General features: G+C 41.3%; 9 protein-coding genes. All 9 read right to left on the minus strand.

All coding sequences use genetic code 11. From position 1 onward, the window contains the following. Nucleotides 1-27: 27 nt before the first annotated feature. Nucleotides 28-1818, minus strand: a complete 1791-nt coding sequence (locus ACULLH_RS14400; protein ID WP_454089453.1) for a LamG-like jellyroll fold domain-containing protein — start codon at nucleotides 1816-1818, stop codon at nucleotides 28-30. Between the two features lie 18 nt (nucleotides 1819-1836). Next, entirely contained in the window at nucleotides 1837-3384 is a 1548-nt protein-coding gene (locus ACULLH_RS14405; RefSeq protein ID WP_454089454.1) for a RagB/SusD family nutrient uptake outer membrane protein, read from the minus strand. A gap of 10 nt (nucleotides 3385-3394) precedes the next feature. Continuing rightward, nucleotides 3395-6418 carry a SusC/RagA family TonB-linked outer membrane protein gene (locus ACULLH_RS14410; RefSeq protein ID WP_454089455.1) on the minus strand — a complete coding sequence of 1008 codons (3024 nt, stop codon included), beginning with the start codon at nucleotides 6416-6418 and terminating at the stop codon, nucleotides 3395-3397. A 234-nt stretch (nucleotides 6419-6652) separates the two neighbouring features. Continuing rightward, nucleotides 6653-9388 (minus strand): LuxR C-terminal-related transcriptional regulator, encoded by a 2736-nt coding sequence (locus ACULLH_RS14415; protein WP_454089456.1) that lies wholly within the window; start codon nucleotides 9386-9388, stop codon nucleotides 6653-6655. A gap of 321 nt (nucleotides 9389-9709) precedes the next feature. Next, complete coding sequence (locus ACULLH_RS14420) at nucleotides 9710-10960, minus strand: M14 family metallopeptidase (protein WP_454089457.1); 1251 nt, start codon at nucleotides 10958-10960, stop codon at nucleotides 9710-9712. Nucleotides 10961-10970: 10 nt separating this feature from the next. Then, nucleotides 10971-12503 carry a glutamate racemase gene (locus ACULLH_RS14425; protein WP_454089458.1) on the minus strand — a complete coding sequence of 511 codons (1533 nt, stop codon included), beginning with the start codon at nucleotides 12501-12503 and terminating at the stop codon, nucleotides 10971-10973. A 27-nt stretch (nucleotides 12504-12530) separates the two neighbouring features. Beyond that, the gene (locus ACULLH_RS14430; protein ID WP_454089459.1) at nucleotides 12531-14114 is read right to left on the minus strand and encodes an N-acyl-D-amino-acid deacylase family protein; all 1584 of its coding nucleotides are present in this window, start codon (nucleotides 14112-14114) and stop codon (nucleotides 12531-12533) included. Continuing rightward, nucleotides 14095-15276 carry a M14 family metallopeptidase gene (locus tag ACULLH_RS14435; RefSeq protein ID WP_454089460.1) on the minus strand — a complete coding sequence of 394 codons (1182 nt, stop codon included), beginning with the start codon at nucleotides 15274-15276 and terminating at the stop codon, nucleotides 14095-14097. Before ACULLH_RS14435 ends, ACULLH_RS14430 begins: the two co-directional genes overlap by 20 nt. Before the next feature lie 142 nt (nucleotides 15277-15418). Continuing rightward, entirely contained in the window at nucleotides 15419-16807 is a 1389-nt protein-coding gene (locus ACULLH_RS14440; protein WP_454089461.1) for a SusD/RagB family nutrient-binding outer membrane lipoprotein, read from the minus strand. Nucleotide 16808: the final 1 nt, after the last annotated feature.

Genomic DNA, 16808 nt, shown 5'->3' on the forward strand with positions numbered 1-16808 from the left:
CTCAAAATATATTTATGCTGTTCGTTTTTATTGATCAAAATTCATAACGGATTGAACTTCAGATTGGGACAAAGCCTTATCAAAAAGCCTTAACTCATCTATATAACTCAAATCCGAAAGATGGTTCCATTGATTAAACCTAGGCGCACCGGAACCGATGGAAAGAATATCACATCCTGTCCAATCCACTCCAGTAAAATCACCTTGTGCAACTACTTCACCATCAATGTACACAACACATTCCGAATTGGAAATGGTAAATGCCAAGTGAACCCATTCTGCCGTATCGGAAGGTATGGATGCCGTTACACCACCGTCGAACCAGGAATCTCCATCGCCGCGTCCTACATTCAATTTGAATATCTGTCCGTCACCTCCGGCTTCCCTGAAAAATCGGAATCCATTGGTTCTAAGGTTTTGAATATCCGGAAATTCGGGTCTTTCCGTATCTGGAGGACCCATAACCAGGATTCCCGCGCGGTCCGGTGCCGCATTAATCTTATACCACATGGAGGCGCTGAATTCCTCAGTTGTCAAACCATTGGTAGGGAACGTTAGGTATGAATCGGTTGCTCCGGCATAGGCATCACTACCAGCAACACTTTCTCCAGCAAATGTCGGGCTTCCCACTGCAGTGGCTTCCAGATCTTTAAACATTTCTGTATTATCACCATCAAAAGGCATATAGAACATCTCACCTTCGAAGGTCCCCACAAAACCTCCAGCTTCCGTGGTCATAATATTTTGGATTTCGCCTTGCGAAAGTTCCCTATTGAACATACGAAGCTCATCCATATTACTTAAATCCGAAAGATGGTTCCATTGGGTAAAACGAGGCGCTCCAGACATGATTGAAAGCAAGTCGCAGTCTGTCCAATCAACTCCACTAAAGTCTCCCTGGCTTACAATTTCACCATTGATATATACGGTTGCCCTACTTTGGGATATTGTGAAAGCCATATGGGTCCAACTTGCATCTGCAGGTATATCGGCAGCATCACCACCATCGAACCAAGAATCTCCATCCCCTCGTCCAACATTCAGTTTGAATCGCTGTTCTCCTCCTGCATTCTCCCTAAAGAACCGGAATCCACTTGTTCTTAAGTTCTGTGTTTCTGGAAAACCAACGCGTTCCGTGTCTGGTGGTCCAATAACTAAAATTCCAGCTCGATCGGGGTCTGCATTCACTTTATACCAAAATACAGCACTAAACTCATCGCCAAGCATATCTTCCGTGGACAATTCAAGGTGGGAGTCAGTAGCACCGGCATAGGCATTGAGCCCAACAAATCCTTCTCCCGCAAATGATGGTGAGCCTACTTGATTGGCAGGTCTTAAACCTACTAAATCGAAATAATCCCCATCAAAAGGCATATAAAGTACCTCCCCGGTGTACAAGGGAACATAGGCAGGTTCTTTGACGAAGTTTACGGTTACAGAAGTTGTTTTTCCATCCGTGTCCGTGGCATTTACCGTAAATTGATGGTCGCCATCGTCCAATTTATCGTAGGTAATATCATCTACCAAAACACGACGATAATCCTTAAAGCTAGTAAGGCTACCTATGTTTTTACCGTCCAAAAGTGCATCTACTTTGGAGACTTCAATGTCGTCTGTCACTTCAAAATCCACAGTGATTGAGGTAATCTCTTCCAAAACTTTTATTGTTGTGCCTTCCACAGGGTAATTTATGGTAACCTGAGGTGCTGATGCATCGGCTCCAGGATCTACAAAAGTTATGGCATCTATTCCTTGATCGCAGGCCATAAACCCAATCAGAGCGAAGGATGCAACGAATATTTTATACAAATTTTTCATGATTCTTATCTTTTAGGTTTATGGGTTTAGTTCTTCCAAGATTGGAAACTGATCTACCTGGGCTTGCGGATAAGGTAGGAATGCCTGACTTTGATCAAAGGTTCTACCATCATAACTTAATTCGCCGGTTCTACCCAATCTTATCATATCGTAATAGCGTTTACCCCACTCCATTGAAAGCTCGGCAAATTTTTCGTCCAGCACCTGATCTACGGTCACACCAGCCAACGGTGCCATACCTGATCTGGCACGAACCATATTAACGGCGGCGTCTGCTGACATTCCAGATCCAGAAGCTCCTTGCGCCAACGCTTCGGCATACATTAATAGGACTTCTGCATAACGGATGATATTGAAATTCTTATTACTTCCATACGCCGTTCTTCCTGGAATCAATTGGTTGGAAGGTAAATAGTGCTTCCCACTGGCAAATAGTGCTCGAGCATAATCGTTGATAATATCGCCATCACGAGTGGTGTTCGTTACAAAGGCAGGCAATGTCGCGTAGGCAGGATCAGTTTGCAATTCAGCTATACCACGATCGGTAAAAAGCACGCTGGTTTCCAGTCTTACGGTCTCGCCTCTGTCCAACATAAACTTGATGAATTTCATACTAGGCTCAAAAAAGCCCCAACCACTTGATGCCCCATCTACAGCTGGTGTCCACCCTTGTGGTCCGTAAGGTGCGTACAGATGCCCTTCGCGGTCACCTTCTCCCTGACCAAAGTCGGAATATTGCATATCCAATATAACCTCATCACTCAGTTTTCCAGGAGTTTTAAATAGTTCGTAAAAATCTGGATATAGGCTAAACCTGTTGGAGTTGATGATTTGCGCACAAGCATCCGCCACAACTTGATAATTTCCCAATTCTTGATTGGCCAAAGCCTTAATCGCCAAAGCAGTATATCGTGTTACTCCTCCGGGAAGGTCAGTTCTTTCATTAGGACGCATATCAGGAAGAAAAGAAACAGCTTCATCCATTTGGTCAGAAATATGCTGCATCACCTCGTCTTGGTTAGGAAGGGTTTCCACATCGAGCAAATCTGCTGTTTCGGAAGAGGTCGGAATAAATACATTGCCCCAAACCTGTGCAATGTGAAATAACATTATGGCCCGAAGTACTTTGGCTTCAGCAATATATTGGTCTCCCAAAGCTTGACCATCCAAATCGGCCAATTCCTGGTACCTGCCAATTTGTTCCATCCCTGTATGGGCAGTAATGATATCAGCATAGATATTTTGCCAAACGGAATTGTACATCCAGTAATCCTTGTTATAATTGAAAAGGTCTGTCTCGGCAAAATCCTGTTGGTCTCCAAGTCCTCCTGCATTAACATCATCCCCTCGGACCGCTATTAATAGAGGTTGTTCCCAACCTCTGGATTGAAATGCTTCGTACACCCCAATAATGGACAGTATCATATCTTGGGTTTGTGTAAAATCGGTACCCCCGGCAAAATTGTTGTTGAGTTGAGGCTCATCCAATTTGTCCGAACATCCTATCGCGACCAATACTAGTATGGCCGATAGGGTAATTGTTTTAATTTTCTCGATTAGCTTCATTTTCTTTTTTTTAAATTTTTACATTGACGCCAATAGTGTAGACTGCTGGCACTGGGTAAGTTTCGTTATCCACTCCGTTGGCTACTTCTGGATTAAATCCATTGTAGTCAAACAAGGTCAAAGGTTTTTCTGCGGTTGCATAGATTCTTACCTGCGGAATACCTTGGTGGGCACCATCTTTGTTGATGGTATATCCGAGGGTAATATTTTGAATCCTGAAAAAATCTCCATCCTCAATAAAGAAATCATTGAGTCTCTGGTTCCATCCTTTTCTGATACCCGCTGATGACGGATAACTGTTGGTTGTTCCCTCACCATGCCATCTGTTTACTGCAAAATCACGATCCCAATTGGTATCATTGGTAAAAATGACCTCTCCTCTTTTTCTATTTAGGATGGAATTACCTCCCTGACCGATTGCGCTAGCAGCTAAGTCCCAGTTCTTATAGTTGAAGCCAACGTTGAATCCGAAGGAATAAGAAGGAAGAAAAGATCCTAAAACGGTACGATCGTCATCATTGATATCGCCATCGCCGTTGATGTCCCTATAAATAAAATCCCCAGGTTCCAGATTATTGGCCACAGCGACAGGGTCGGCCTGTATTTCAGCATCGTTTTGATATACGCCTACAATCTCCCTTCCATAGAAAGCAAAGATTGATTCACCAACAATGGAACGCTGACGGAATTCCGCAGTTCCCGCATCCAAAAATTCAGCGCCACCAAGACCGAGAACTTCATTGTCCAAAGTGGCAAAATTTGCCCCTATGGAATAGCTGAAATCGTCAGAAACCCTTTTATCCCAATTCAGCGCTATCTCCAAACCGGTATTTCGGATTTCACCAACGTTCTGGCGCGTAGCCCCAGGAATCAAGGGGCGCAGTACTGGTATCACTGCATCTTTGGTATCCCTAATGTAGTAATCTGCCTCAACAGAAAGGTTGTCATTGAACATCCTTGCCGAAAGACCTGCATTGATTTCTTCGGTAACTTCCCATTTTAAAGCCGTAAAGTCACTACTTGTATTCAAACCACTGAAAAGGATATCGCCAAGAGCGGTAGTCACTACTTCTGATGTAATGGAACCTTCACTGGAAGGTATTCTATCGTTACCCAATTCACCCCAGCTTCCTCTTAACTTTAAAAAGCTTACCACGTTATTTTCTGGGAAGAAGGATTCTTCAGAAACTACCCATCCGGCACCTATAGTGGGGAAATAGCCCCATTTTTCCTGGTACTTGTTTGTACCATCAGCACGAAAAGTTCCATACAGTAAATAGCGGTTGTCAAAGTTGTAGGATATCCGTCCGAAATAGGAAAAACCAAATTCCCTGGCTCCACCATCAAAGGTATCTTCCTCAACAATGGTCTGCGCCAAATTGATGAAATATGCCTCTTCGCCCGTCAATGGGAAATTAAGACCCCGGGCTTGGATCAAATCCAAGGCTTCATCTCTAAAAGATGTACCTCCTAAAACAGTTAGGTTATGCTTTCCAAAGGAATCTGTAAAGGTCAAGGTATTATCCCATATTTGATTGGACGTTGTAATACTGCGTTTTAGCAGGTTTGCATCAACCCTTTGAAAGTTGTCCCCAATAAAATAAGGTAATCTTACCTCTCTTCGATTTACACTTTCAAAGTTGTGGTTATAAGCCGTTCTAAATTTTAATTTTTCAGGAATCAGGTCAACCTCCGCATAGAAGTTGGCCACAATATTTCTGATTTTGGAACGGTTCTCGCTAAAATCCATAGTTGGAAACGGGTTCTGGCCGCCTCGATAGCCCAAATCTTGGGCGTTGGCATATGGTGTTGGAAAAACATTAGGATCCTCAGCCAATAGCGGGTCAAAAACAGGTAATATTGGTACCGCGTAGTATGCTAAACGCCATGCTGAATTTTCTGCATCAAAACGAGTTGAATTACTCAGCACCACACTTCCTCCAACCTTCAACCAATCCGTAGCTTTAAAATCAATCTTACTTCTTAGGTTGAACCGTTCGTATTCATTCTTCATTCTAAGAAGTCCTCCCTGTTCAAAATAATTGGCACCAATAGCGTAGGTTGCTGTATCACTTCCACCTGTAATTCCCACACTATGGTTTTGAATAAGTGCCAAGCGCATTACCTCATCATACCAATCCGTGTTTACATCAGGTACATTGGGATTGATCCTGCTACGTCCATATCGCTGCATTGCATTCAGAATAAATTCAGCATCAGGAGCAGAACCGGATTCCAAAGCAAGATTGGTAAACTGTTCGGCATTGGCCATTTTTAGCACATTCTGTGGGACCTGATAACCGGAATAGCCATTGTACGTTATTTGTGCCTTTTGATTGAACTTACCGGATTTGGTCTCTATTAAAACGACTCCATTCGCAGCACGTACTCCATAGATAGCCGCTGCGGAGGCATCTTTTAGGATAGAAACCGATTCAATATCGGTTGGATTCAAAAAAGCAATATCATTAAAGAAAGCACCATCAACAACAAATAGAGGTCCTGACGCTCCCGTATCATAGGAACCGATACCCCTAACACGGACCGTAGGCGATTGCCCGGGCCCTCCGTTGTTCACAATTTGAAGTCCAGCTACCCTACCCTGTAGTGCTTGCATTGGTTGGCCCACTGGAGCAAGGTCCAATACCTCGGAATTCACGGTAGTAATCGCTGAGGTTAAATCCTTAACTTTTAGTTCCCCATAACCAACTACCACAACCTCATCCAGAAATTGCGTGTCCTCCTGCAGAGCAACGTTTATGGTAACTTGGCCATTTACAGGTAATTCCTGGGATCTATAACCGATATAGCTAAAAACCAAAATACCAGAAGGATCAACATTGGTTAGGGAATAATTTCCATCGAAATCCGTCTGCACTCCAATTGTTGTACCCTTTAGAATAATAGAAGCCCCTGGTAAAGGTTCTCCTTGTTCATCGGTAACAGTTCCCGAAACTGTAATATCACTTTGTCCAAATGCAAGGATTTGGGTGAATAAAAGAAATATTACTAATAATACGTTTCTAATTTTCATAATTATTTAATAGTTGAGTTGCGTTTTTGCTAAATTAATAATGGACCAGTCCAGTCAAGTCGAAATGGGGTACATAAAAAATACATCATTTGGAAAGTCGCTGGAGAAGTCCATTTTTGTGGGCTTTGCAGTAGTGTTTTTGGTTAAATGAGAAAGAATTTTTTGATTTTGACGTAGTAATGATGTATTCGATTTTTATCGGATTGTGTAGGAAAACTTCTGTATCCAAGGTGCTTAGAAGGTTATTAAGAAGTTGGACAAGCTTTTGGAGCTATCAATTTCCAACTTTTTACGTAGTCTGTACCGATGTATTTCCACCCCACGAACCGAAATGGCCATCAGTGGGGCAATCTCTTTTGTGGAAAGATTCATTTTAAGATAGGCGCATAGCTTAAGATCTTTTGGGGTAAGATTGGGATATTCCCTGAGCAATCTTTCAAAGAAGTCTTCATGGAGTTCTTTGAAGTTGACTTCAAACCGTTTCCAGTCATCGGTATCTTGAATGGAATTGTTGAGCTTTTTGATAAAGGAACGATACCGCTGGGAGTTGGAGAATTTATCTTTATTCACCAATAACATATTTTTAAGCTCAAGGATCATCTCGTTCTTTTTGGCAATGTTCAAGGTGGTACTGGCCAATTCATTTTGTTTGAGTTTTATTTCACGGGCCAATTTTTCCTTTTCCAATGCGGCAAGTTTTTCTTCTTGCTCCAATTTCATTTGTCTTTCAAGTTCTCTTTGCTTTCGATCAAATTTTCTTCGGTTGTAATACCGAACTACAAAAATCACAACTATACCCAAAAGGGCATATAGCGCAATGCTCATGTTTGACAAGTACCACGGAGGTGCAATCTCAAAATTGAAGGAGGCAGGTTTAGAAATTTCATTGTCCTGCCCTACGGTAGACACTTGAAACAGATATTTTCCGTGTGGAAGGTTCTGAAATTGAATAAGTCCATCTTCAACAAAATCTGCATAGTTCTTAGGTCCATTCAGCGTATAGTGATACCTAGGCTGCATTAACTCCGGAGAAGATACCTCGAAAGATATCACCTGGGAATTCTTATATGCAATGTGGGTGGAGTTTTGGGAATTTGGATGAATGGTACTTTCATCCCGAACTGTATTTAAATGCGGAATTGGAAGATTTAATCCACTCAACCAGTCTTCCAAAGTATTTCTATTGACCTTGGCAAATCCGTCACTTAATGTGATATAGGATATTGAATCATTTGCTTTGATGATATTTTGGGAATCCGGAGCCAATCGTTCATCAAGCGAAAAATCAGCTATGGTAAGGCTATCTTGCTTGAGGTTGGTTTGTACGATCTCTTTTTTGCCATCCCGGTTAACAAACCAAAAGTAATCATGGTCATAGAACAGAAGTTCCAAGTCATTGAATTTTTGAAATTCCTCAAAAACCACAATTCTATCCACAATGGGATCGTATTTGTACCATGATTTTTCACCGCGAAATATAATCTGGTTCTTGATGTTGTAGAGTTTAATGTTGTATTCGCTGGGAGCGTTTTCATTCGTAAACTCTTTTTGAGTGATTACATTTTCATAGGTATTGTCCAGTTCCAGCCTATAGTATCCTTTATAGGGGTGCGCTGCCCACAGTATATTGGGAGTTTCAAAACAGAGGTGTTTAACGGGTTCCGCAAAATTATTTATCCTAGAGACATTCCATTTTCCATTTATATCCTTTTCATATTTCGCCAGACCATTATAGGTTCCCTGAATGTACATCGTTTCTTGTTCGAGAACCCTTTCAAATCCATACCCCCCGGAAAAATCAGAAATTTTTTCGAAGCTGTTTGGGCCAACACGATAAGTTCCGGTATTGTGCCCACAAAGCAAATCTCCTTCTACGACCTCGAGGTCCCAAACATGCCCTTGGGAGCCATTTACAAACCTTAGTTCATTTCCTTCGAAATAAAAGACACCGGTATTGCTTCCCATAAAAAGGTGGCTGTTATGCAATGCCATGTCGTACACCATGCCCAAAGTGCCCGAAAAATCCGTGTAATAGGTAATGGGATTGTCCAACTTGGTGCGTGCTAGGCCATTATCCAGACCTAACCACAATTGATTTTGAAAAACTTGCATGGAAAGCACAGTATTATTCTGAAGGCCTGCTTCCCTGTTCAATACTTTAAAATTTCTGGTACCGACATCGAAGAGGTAGACACCGTTCTTGATGGTTCCAAAAGCAATTTGGTCCTCCCTCAGCTTTAAAATCTTATTAAGTTGATGTTGTTTTAGGATTTGGTTGAGCTCCACGCTCCAAGGTGCTATGTCTTGTCCATTCCAGATATAGCAGCCATTGAGTTTGGTCCCGATCAAAATATCGTCCCCCAAAGAAACCATATCGGTTAAGGTCTTGCCGTAAAGTGCTTCCTGGTTTGGCAAGGGAACCAATTCTTTGTTCTTTAATTCAAAAAGACCTTCTGTACCCGCAGCAACTATAAAACGGTCCTGATGGATCAAAATATCCGATATAATCTGAGGAGGGTCGATAAAAGTGATTTTTTCATCTTCGTAACAATAAATGGTAGAAAACGATCTAAAAAGAACTTTGTCGTTTATCGGTATTATTTCCCAAAATTCCTCACTTGTAAATTCGTGGTCTTTGATTAAATGGGTCAAAGAGGTATAGTGAAGGGCACCTGTTTCGTTTTTCTTCCAAAAACCAAACTCTTCGTAGGATCCCGTAAAGATTTTGTCACCAACAACAGCGACTGATCGAATAATTGTATTGTTTGGAAGTTTATGAAGTTCCCATTTTTCACCATTGAAATACAACAATCCCTGATTGTTCGCTGCAAAAAGTTCCCCTCTTTCGTTGATGGAAACTCCCCAGTTTTTACTAGCCCCTTTGTACTCCGATAATTTGTAGTTATAAATTGGTGGCAACAGGTTTTGACCAAAACCAGCTTGGAAAACCAGCAATGCAAGAAGATACATTGTGTGCTTCCACATTTTCTTCAAAAACTTGTCATGAATATCGAATTTCACTTTCCTAAGTTCAACACAATTAAAAAGAATGACTGATAAAGTCCAACAAGTTACAAGCTTTAGGGAATTGGTGCAAAGCATATCCGATTTTTGGATAGCACTTATGAAACTGCATTAAATTTAGAGCTTTTGAGTTTTTTCGTTGCAATGGTAAAATTCAGAAAAGAAAAAAGCCTTGGAGAGTTGGTTTACCCCAAGGCCGATTTAATTCCCATTATATAAACATCCGAGAGCGAGTAGGTAGCTCTAAAATCTGGGGAAGCTGCCCATTTATTCTTTTAGGAGGACTTCCATCATTGCTTTTGCTGAGGTTGTCCCTATTTGTGCTATTCTTTCTTTTGGGGTACCATCCCCTATTTCATAGGTAACTCCCGTCGCATTATGTCCATATAAAAACCACCCTTTGGATACAGGGCGGGTACTGTTCGCTGCTGCCTCATTTACTTTATAGCCTTCGATATCTCTTTCCAAAACTTCAAACCAGTCATCTATAAAATTGGGCAATGTGGTTCCTTCCCGTTTAACATTGGTATAAAAAACATCTTCGTAGGTTGAATGAAAATCAAGACCCAAAACAATTTTTCCATTGCTTTCCTTACTGGTATCGAGGATATGTGTTGCCACATTTTTAATTTCAGGTTGACGGTATTTAGACCAATCGCGATTAAGATCAATCCCATTGGCATTGTGCCTCCAATGCCCAAGATCTACTCCATCAGGATTCATAATTGGAAAAACCAGTACTCGGTACTTGTTTAAAAATTGCGTGGAAAGTTCGGATTGATCCACTAGAGTTTCCAGAAAATGCTGAAATGCAAAATATCCGGTAACCTCGGGAGGATGCTGTCTGGTCAACAAAATTATTATAGGTTTTCCTTGGGAATTGCCATGATATATGTCCAAAACCGGAATATTCCTGCCCAGTTTGGACTGTCCCACGCTTCCTTCACGAATAAAATCCCTGTTTTTAATAATTTCATTGGTATACCACTGCTGTACATCCTTGGAAGTGTTAATTTCTTGGGAGGCTATGGTTTGAGGTTTATCATCCAAATTGAGTTTTAGCAGTAGCCCGTTCTCTGTCTGTGCGAAATCCAAAGAATCAACTATACTCCAGGTCCCATTCATTTTCTTCTTGGGCATGTATCGATGCTCAAATTCTTCCGGGTAAGCAAACCTGAAATACATTTGTTTTGGACTGTTCGACCATACCTTAAAACCGTAGTAAGGGCTTTTGTTTATCGGTGTGTTTTCAGGATCAAATTGCAATAAAATAGTTGTATCATTAAGTTGGGATGCCGCATTCAATCTAGCCCCATCAAATTCATTGCTGACCGAAACACCCAAGTCTTTAAACTGATAACTTTTTTTCGTTTGAAAACTGATGGGCTTATCCTTGGTGTCAACAGGTATTTCAAACTTCACTTTTTTGGGTCCGGAGCAATTGATAAAAAGGAATAATGCGGAAACCATAAAAAGCCATGTTCCCTTGGATATCAGTTCTTTTTTGATGTATTTCATATTTGATGGGTTAAATTTTGCTTTCTTCTTTTAAATCCGTGGTTTTCCCACTCGTTGCATTAAAATTCTGCATCAACTGGTATACGTGAGGAATCTGTTTTTGAAAGCGTGTCAAAATATCGTCTGAAATATTGTCCCTGCTAAAAGGAACGACCTTCACGTACTCCTGAATTTCCCCAGCGTTTCTTCCGTATTTGAAATCATAGGGGAAACGTCCTGATTCATCAATCTTATTGGCCATGTTATCCTTATTCGCAACACTAATATAAAACTCACTTTCTTTCATGCTTCCCATCGGATTAAAAAGTGACTCCTGTTTCAAGTGTGCATAGAGTTCCTTAGCGGTATCAACAGCTGGGTCAATCAATTGGATTTCCTCAGCCATAAAAGCTCTATATGGGAAGTCATTATTTTTGAATCTATAATTGCGTAATTCCTTTAGGATTTTACCAATTTCTTTTGTCATATACGGATAATGGGTACAACCCAATATCAAGGATTTAAGCTTGTTTTTGGTTCCTGATTTTCTGATTTTTTCCAGAAGTGTTACCAAATGGAAACGCACATAGTTCTCGGCATCATTGATCTGTAACATGGTGCAGTCATCCTTATTTTTTGAATCACAGAGCATTTTGTTGTTTTCGAAGTCAAAATTGTAAATCTCAAACAGTGTTTTATCAATTTGAAGATTCCCTTCGAGCCCAGGACCTTTGTAATCTTCTCGGGGCAGGGTTAAGTTTTTGTCAAAATAATCAGGATCTTCATCGACGGCTTCCGCAATACCAACTCCTCCCTGGGAAAACACCTCGATATTACCTTTATACCCCATTTCATCCTTAAGTTTTAAAATGGTATTGTGGTACCCTTTTGAGGACACTGTGCCCGCCGTGGCCAAAACGCCAATGATGGCATCCTCGGTTTTGGAAATACCTTCCAGCGTTCCCCTGACCCCTGCGTCGATTACGCCGATTACTTTGATATCCGTGTTGGCCTTTTCCAGAAACTCTTCGATATAATCTTTACCATAAGCCGTTGCTGTATTACATGCAATAACCAAGGCTTTTACCGGTTTTTTGTCCACATTTATCTCTTTGTCAGCTCCATTGGAGTAATATTTATTCCCTAGTAGAAACTGTGCATCTTTGATAATGTGCTCTTTCAACAAATCAACCTTTTCGACTTCGGAATAGTTGCCATAGGGCATATTGGCCTGATCGCCCAGATAAATAAACGCTTCCCTATCAAAATCGAGTTGTCCATCGCTCCCATGGGTCAAAGCATCATTGTTATTTTCATCGTAGTTCACTATTGCTTTCAACACCGTCAAACCGCCCGTACCGGAATCAAAAACTCCAATTGGAAGGGTTTTATCCTTGGTTGGATAGTTTTTGAAGTCGATATAATAGAAACTATCCTCTTTATCAATAATCGTATTGACTATATCAGCTTGGGTCGTGTCTTTGGTCGTAATTTCCTTTTTCTGACCCTCCTTGCAACCCATGACGACCATTGAAGCCAAAATAAATAGATAGTGTTTTCTCATATTTTTCATTTTAGTTGACAAATTTGTTTAGTTGGATTGGTTTGAATCATTTTTCCGCAACACTTTGCCCAACAATCCGTTGGTGTATGCTCCTTTTTCAACCGCTAGTTTGCCATTAATGATGGAATACTCCAATCCTTCAGCATAATCAAATGCATTTCTGTAATCGGCCTTATCCCTAAAAGTTTCAGGGTTGAACAGAATAATATCAGCGAAATACCCTTCCTTTAGTTTACCTCGATATGGGATTTTGAAAATCTCGGCAGTTTTAGCGGAACTTCCATTAATAAATGAGGACAAATTCAAAACACCTTCCTCAATTACATACTTGCGATATTTTCTTGGAAAGGAACCATACTTTCTTGGATGGCCCGTATTACCATCGGAGCCAGTGGTCACCCAATCCTGTCGCATAAAGTTTTGGATATCGTAGTTGGACATATTAAAGGAAGCAACCCGAACAGTTCCTTTTGTCCTTAAAATCTTATACACAGCTTCCTCTGGTGATAAATTGAGTTCTATCGCGATTTGTTTTAGGGTTTTGTTCCGATAATCTGGATTTGCGGTTACTACAATCAATAGCGATTCGGGACCGCCGCGACGTCTGATATTGTTTTTGGTTTCCCGTAATATTCGTTCCCTGAGTGATGGATCATCGAACCGAAGCAATAGGGAATCCTGTCCTCCACTTTGGGCCCATTTTGGTGTTGTGGCCGCTCTTAATCCAGTAGCAGAAGCCTCATAAGGATATTGGTTGGCCGTTACGTCAATACCTTCCTTATGCGCATTTTCAACCATTGTAATGATTGAATCGCTCTGTTTCCAGACATCGACCCCCAGGCATTTTATATGCGAAATATGAATGGGCAATTTGGCCTGTCGCCCAATTTCTATGGCTTCCTCTACGGCTGCAACTAGTCCAACGGTGTAGGTGCTTTCATCGCGAAGATGTGAATCGTATATCCCGCCATTTTCTGCACACATCTTTGCCAGTGCAATCACTTCTTTGGTTTCAGCATAGCTTCCTGGAGCGTAGAACAAACCGGTTGACATGCCAAAGTTTCCAGCATCGTTCATTTCTTTATCCAGAAGTTTCTTCATGCGGACAATCTCCTCATCAGTGGCCACCCTATCACTTAAGCCAATAATCTCTTTTCGCATGGTCTCATGACCAATCAACAATACTGCATTGGTGCCGATGCCATGCTTTTCATATTTTTCGACATAAGTTTTTGATGGAAAAAAGCTGTCTCCATCATTGCCCGCAACAATGGTGGTCACTCCCTGCATCAAAAAAGGAAGGTTATGGGAGGTGTCCGGTTTATTTAAGTCCCTATCAGCATGGGTATGCGGGTCGATGAATCCCGGCGAAACGATTAATCCAGTAGCATCAATTGTTTTCAACGAAACTATGTGTTCGGTTTCTTCTCCAACAAAAACGATCTTGTCATCTTTAACACCTATTGCCGATGAGCTGGGTTCTTGATCAATTCCATTGTACACTGTTCCGTTTACTATGAGCAAATCGACTTTGAGCTGCTGTTCTGAACATGCAACGTTGGCGACAAGTGCCCAAACCAAAAGGAAAACTCTACTTTTTAAATGCGCCATTTTTTTGTTTTTCCAATAAGGTTTGCATTAAGGTATTGGCATAGACATTTGCTCTATGACGAATGGTGTCCCTGTCAATTTCATCTCCATCCTCATAAGTTACCGCTTCAGCACCAAAGGCATTAAAAAAGTAGTTGTAACAATACGGCAGCTCCTGGCTTCTGCGCCTTGCCTCTACTTTAAATGAAGATGAAGCTTCTATTTTATCAATCCACTCTGGAATAATTCCTGGGGTCTTAACCTCATTTATCGAGTCGAGCACCAGCAGGTATGGCCCACTATACGATGTATGAAAATCAAGTGCAAAACGGATGTTTTTGCCTTGTTTTACCTTTTCCTCCACAAAGTGTTTGACCGTTTTGGTTTCGGGTTGGGTAAAATCGATCCAATCCCTATTTAAATCCACCCCATTGACATTGTGTCTCCAGTTGCCCATATCGGCCCCATCAGGATTCAATAAAGGAAAAGTATAGATGTTGAAATTCTCCCTGAACGCCTTGGCGTTATCTGTTTCGTCAAAAAGTGTCTCATAAAAACTTTTGAATCCAATTGTTCCTCCAGGTATTTCAGGAGGATGCTGTCGTGCAACCAAAACAATAAAATCCTTGATTCCATCCTGCTCATAAACCAAGGCAAAGTTGTCATTGTCCATAACGGTTTTACCTGCCACGATTTGTTCGGTCTCATATGATTCCCCAATAAATTTTCCCATCCAGGCATAGGTGTCTTCCGAAGTCTCAATTTCTTGGGCAGAAACAAACAATTTTTTGGTCGAAACCTGAAGCCGTAAGGTAGCTGTATGGGCCAAAGTATCTATTTCAACTCTTGAAGAATCCAATGCCTTCCAGTGCATCCTGTCCCAACTAAGTTTAGGTATATAACGATGTTGGTACTGCCCATAATCCAGAATCAGCTTGATGTCTCTGTCATTCTTTGCATGTACTGCAAAAGAATACCATGGACTTTTATTTACCGGTTCCGATTCCGGGAGCACTTTTGCCTTATAGGTATTCTCCTCTACTTCTTTGATATCACTTAATCGTGCACTCTTGAATGAGGTATCGAAAAATACTTCACTCCCTTTGTTCCCAGTTTTTTCATTCTTGCATGCTATTAATAGCATGATAGCGCATAGCACGTATGTTGAAAACTTTGAAAACATCTTGGTATTTAATCGATTGGTTAATAAAAAAAGGTGCAATCCGTTTTGGTTAACAGGCTGTTCAGAATTGGTTTGAACAGCCTGTTTACAGAACATCACTTAATCTCAAATCACTAAACGCTAACTAACTCTATGCGTTGATTTATTGGTTTACGGGGGTTTTTATAAAGATGTCCGTAATGTCTGGGACATTGTCCCCATTGGTGTTTACTTCCGAGAACGGATATAGGAACCTTTCAGGATGTTGCGTTCCAACATTGAACGGAACCCCAACCTGTATGGCAGTAGGGTCATTCTTTGTCCTTCGAAGATCATTGAAACTGACCAGTTCAGCGAAGAAAGAAACATAGCGTTCTTGGATGATTTCCCTCAACAGCGCATCTTCCCTAGACAGTGAACCATCGACATTTTCAATTCCTCCGGCATCAAAATCGGTGTCCACATAGTCGTCATATATCCCTGTGGTTATTGCAAAATATTCTCCAGTTCTCAGGTTGGCCCTGTGCTCATTCAATTTTGACAAAGCCGTCGTAAAATCATTTGAGCGTATCGCCGCTTCGGCCCATGTCAACAATGTTTCTTGAATGGATATCAAGTTCATAGGTTCGGCCACTCCGGCAATTCCATTGAGATTGATCTGGGTTCCATCAAAATAATACGCGGCCCTATCGACCTCATCGGTCTTTGCATTGTTTCTGTTGGTGGCACCGGTCATCAGTTCAATCAAATATCCACCCTCTGTTGTTAAATCATCAGGAAAACTTCCTGTAAAAAATTGGTTCAAAAGATTGGTATCCCCTGTAAGTACAACAGCTGGAGGTGTATATTGCATGGATTCGGATGGCAACGAAATTCCGTTTTGAGCCGCAGAAATTGCACTGCTATAATCACCTGTTTCAAGGTATAATCTAGCTTTTAGCGAATATGCCACCCTGATCCAACTACTTGAGTCCCCTCCGAAGAATAGATCTTCAGAGATTCCTCCTGTTGTGCCTGAAGCTTGCAAATTTGCAATTGCTTCATCCAACAAGGTTTGAACCCCAGTATAAACAGCGAGCTGCCCATCGTATGTTGGGGTTGGGATGTCAGCATTAACCGCTTCGGTAAACGGAACATCTCCGAACATACTTGCCGCTGTGCCAAGCGCATGGGCTTCCAAAACTTTTGATGCTCCAAAGAAAAAATCTTGATTGGTCACCGGGATACCGCTTCGCAATTCCCTAGCCTGCTGTACAACTCCCACATAAATGTTGAACCAAGGAGTATCGGAATTGGTGTTTCCATATTGATATTCCTGAATTGGCGCAAATCTTCCGCTTCCCACAAAATTACCTGTCCATACTCCTGCTGCCCAGTTTAAATATCCCAATTGGGCAGTGATATCGGCCAACTGCATTCCTGTAAACAAGGTCTGGCCATCTACCCTACTAATCGTATTCGGGTCGTTATCGTTTATGTCATCAACTATTTCTTGACATGCAAGAAAATTGAAAAGAATTACTATACCTGTTGCTATTTTAAATAATCTCATA

It is taken from the genome of Flagellimonas sp. 2504JD4-2, from assembly GCF_053642935.1.

Excerpts from the sequence above, each read along its gene's own strand:
- ACULLH_RS14400 (WP_454089453.1), bottom strand. The coding sequence starts at position 1,818 with ATGAAAAATTTGTATAAAATATTCGTTGCATCCTTCGCTCTGATTGGG.
- ACULLH_RS14405 (WP_454089454.1), bottom strand. The coding sequence starts at position 3,384 with ATGAAGCTAATCGAGAAAATTAAAACAATTACCCTATCGGCCATACTA.
- ACULLH_RS14410 (WP_454089455.1), bottom strand. The coding sequence starts at position 6,418 with ATGAAAATTAGAAACGTATTATTAGTAATATTTCTTTTATTCACCCAA.
- ACULLH_RS14415 (WP_454089456.1), bottom strand. The coding sequence starts at position 9,388 with ATGTATCTTCTTGCATTGCTGGTTTTCCAAGCTGGTTTTGGTCAAAAC.
- ACULLH_RS14420 (WP_454089457.1), bottom strand. The coding sequence starts at position 10,960 with ATGAAATACATCAAAAAAGAACTGATATCCAAGGGAACATGGCTTTTT.
- ACULLH_RS14425 (WP_454089458.1), bottom strand. The coding sequence starts at position 12,503 with ATGAGAAAACACTATCTATTTATTTTGGCTTCAATGGTCGTCATGGGT.
- ACULLH_RS14430 (WP_454089459.1), bottom strand. The coding sequence starts at position 14,114 with ATGGCGCATTTAAAAAGTAGAGTTTTCCTTTTGGTTTGGGCACTTGTC.
- ACULLH_RS14435 (WP_454089460.1), bottom strand. The coding sequence starts at position 15,276 with ATGTTTTCAAAGTTTTCAACATACGTGCTATGCGCTATCATGCTATTA.
- ACULLH_RS14440 (WP_454089461.1), bottom strand. The coding sequence starts at position 16,807 with ATGAGATTATTTAAAATAGCAACAGGTATAGTAATTCTTTTCAATTTT.